We start from the raw sequence: 2,992 nt of genomic DNA, 5'->3' as shown, positions 1-2,992 counted from the left end.
TGCTAGCATGGGCTTCCTTTTTGCGTCTCTCGGTACGAAGCCGCCAAAGATCGAGCAAAAATATGTTGAAGTCCTCTGCCTCGCGGGATACATTAAGCATGTATTCCAGATAGAACTCCTGATTCTTTACAAATAGGGGAATGCCACGTATGGCAGACCATGCTATTGAAGGGCTGGCATCGTTTAGTACAATAAGGTCCACTTCGCGCGTGGCAATGTTTTCAAGATCTGTAACCATATTGCGCACCACACTTATGTCGTAACCCTCTGCAAAATATACAGCTACATCGGCATCAGAATGCCGGGTGGCTTTCCCTTTAGCCATTGAACCAAAAAGAAAGGCCAGGCAAACGTCGGATCGTTCCCGGAAGTAAACTTCCAGCTCCTCCAAAATGTTGCCAGTACTCATGGTTAGTCTTTCTTTGTCTTGCATAACTGTCCACCTTCTTTGATCAGGACTGCAAAATGTGGTCGGTTTATACAAATACTACCATATAAAACCGTTTCGTCAATTACTTCCACCATTCACCGCAGTCGTAGCTAATCTCTTGTTGTCACTTTGCTCCTTGGGAATGACGGGTAATCTGTTCACTTGCCGTGCTACAGGCAGCGCTGGATATTCAATAACGCCATTTACCCCTGAATAGACACCATCTCGTCCTTTGATGTATAAGGCCCGAATATACATTTTGTCCCATTTAAAAGGCGTTATAGTTTATGTAGCCAAATGTGCATCAAGCAATCTTGGCAGAGGGCTTACAGATACTTGCTACCTTCGCGCACGGCTAGACTGCTAAAGCTGTGCAACGCGATTATGTTTCTAACCCATCCGGGGTTAGTTCGGCTGTAATCTCGCAGGGCCCAGCCGATGGCCTTTTGGATAAAAAACTCCTGATCATGGATATTTTGTACAATGGCTTGTTCTAACCACTGGCTGTCGGTCTGCTCTTTCCATCTCAGTTGTAAAGTCAGCGCAACTCTTCTCTGCCACATAGACTCGGCGGCAAGTAGTGCTGTCATGACTTCATCCATGTATTCTCCATGGTCTTTTACCCAGAGTGATATTGGTTTTCTGATGCCATCTACCGAGTCCCACCACGCCTTGCGGTCGATCAGTGGGTAGATCTGGTTGATGTCCTGGTATGAGAGTCGTTTATAGTTGGTATTTAACAGATCAATGGCTATGTAATGACATTCACGCTCTGGCTGTTCGTAAAGCTGGTATACGGTAGCCAGCAGGTCTTTTGTCTCCCAGTTCTTTGAGGCTTTAAGATAGTCATTGCTGAGAGCACTCCGTTCTGGTTTGTTAATTCCATAAAACGGAAACCGATCTTTCATATAAGCGGACATGGCTACCGCCTTATCGGCGTCGGCATTGTTTTTCAGTAAGGTTAGTAACTTCCCTGTAGCTTTGTTTATTGTGCCACCTCCTAGTAATAATGATGCCAGGTGGGAAACAGGCGGGCGGGCACAGGGGCCCGCCCCTATTTATAGCTTGATAGCGGTGACGGAAGCGTTGTCCACCACCAGTTGTGAACGTTGGCCTAGCCCGATGCCACGGGCCATACATAATATGCCTTTGATCAGGCCACCGTGGGCTACTACGGCCACTGTTTCTCCAGGGTACAAAATAGCTATTTCTTGCACTGCTTTCCAGCCCCGTGCGGTCATCTGGGCGAAAGTCTCGCCGCCGTGGGGAGCGGAATATGTACGGTCGGCCCGCCAAATAGCCAGCTCTTCGGGATAAAGCTCGGCCACTTCGGCCATAGTATGCCCTTGCCAACGGCCGAAACAAATCTCTCGCAGATCGGGTCGGTATGCCTCGATTCTTAGGTTTATTGCCCAGGCAATAATAGCGGCTGTCTCCTTAGCTCGGCTGAGATCGCTACTGTACATTGCTTGGATCTGACCCGGTTTTAATCGCTGGGCCAGTTCTTGCGCTTGGTGTCGCCCTTGTGCAGAAAGCGGCACATCTAGCTGTCCTTGGATGCGTCCTTCACGATTATGGTCTGTTATGCCATGTCGCACAAGTAAGATATTGCAATAATTCAATGCGGTTTCTCCCCACCTTCATTGGCTATCTCCAGTAAAATAGCCTCAATTGATTCATTCGCCACTCACAACCGAGCATACGATAAACAAGTGCGAATATCCTCTACCTCTAAATCAGGTTATTCTGCCAATATTTCTTCCGGTCTTAGCCCTGGTTCAAGCAGTCCTGAAACATTCTCCACCTTGATTCGCATACCACGGATGATTGGTTTCCCACCAAATATCGCAGGATTCACGGTAATTCGCTTGATCAATTCTATCCCCGTCATCTCTTAGCCCCCCCTGTACTCTGGGAGCGGTTCGCCCTAATTGTACCATAGGCTTAGACTGAAGGCGAAACGCAAAGAGCACCCTGTGCAAGTTCAAAGCCGAGGTAGGAAGAAGGGGTAAGGGTGGGTGCTTCTTCTTTTTCTTAGGGTTCGTCTTGGCTGACAGACAAGGTTTGTCGACCGCCGAGAGGTATGAAAAAGCATAGCAACACCGACAGAGCCATCACCGGATAGGTGCTGTTTAGGGCCATTTGGACACCGTAGGTATCGGCGATATAGCCGGTGATGGGAGTACATAGTCCGCCCAGACCGTAAGAGAAGCCCAACATGAGTCCGGCGGCCATACCGGCACGGTGGGGTACCAGTTCTTGAGCAATAACAATGCTTACCGGCACCATGGCATGCAGTGCGGCTCCGAGCAAGGCAATCCCAACCCAAGCCAGTGGACCCGGGGGTGTTAGGCTGAGCCAGATAGCCACCAAGCCTAGTATCAGAGAGCCGGTAATGACTGTCCGGCGACCGAGCCAGTCGGCAAACAACCCTCCGACTAAGGTGCCTGCGGTGCCGGCCAGAAGGAAGACACTCATAATGGGGGCAGAAATTCCCACGCCATATCCACGGTGGATAAAATGATAGGAGTAATAAGCAATGAATATATATTGAGTCCAGGC

At 49.2% G+C, this 2,992-nt stretch carries 5 protein-coding genes; all 5 read right to left on the bottom strand.

Annotated features, from left to right (window positions below):
- Nucleotides 1-409: nucleotidyltransferase domain-containing protein (locus tag GX016_05320; GenBank protein HHT70982.1), on the bottom strand; the 409-nt coding region annotated here is incomplete at its 3' end.
- A gap of 347 nt (nucleotides 410-756) precedes the next feature.
- Complete coding sequence (locus GX016_05315; protein HHT70981.1) at nucleotides 757-1,350, bottom strand: DNA alkylation repair protein; 594 nt, start codon at nucleotides 1,348-1,350, stop codon at nucleotides 757-759.
- A 138-nt stretch (nucleotides 1,351-1,488) separates the two neighbouring features.
- Complete coding sequence (locus GX016_05310; protein HHT70980.1) at nucleotides 1,489-2,052, bottom strand: histidine phosphatase family protein; 564 nt, start codon at nucleotides 2,050-2,052, stop codon at nucleotides 1,489-1,491.
- A gap of 119 nt (nucleotides 2,053-2,171) precedes the next feature.
- Nucleotides 2,172-2,321, bottom strand: coding sequence for a DUF433 domain-containing protein (locus tag GX016_05305; GenBank protein HHT70979.1), 150 nt, complete (start codon nucleotides 2,319-2,321; stop codon nucleotides 2,172-2,174).
- A 143-nt stretch (nucleotides 2,322-2,464) separates the two neighbouring features.
- A partial coding sequence (locus GX016_05300; protein ID HHT70978.1) for an MFS transporter occupies nucleotides 2,465-2,992 on the bottom strand: 528 nt, incomplete at its 5' end.

The organism is Bacillota bacterium (genome assembly GCA_012837285.1).
Lineage (GTDB): Bacteria > Bacillota > DTU030 > DUMP01 > DUMP01 > DUNI01.
This window is presented reverse-complemented; position numbering and strand designations above follow the sequence as displayed.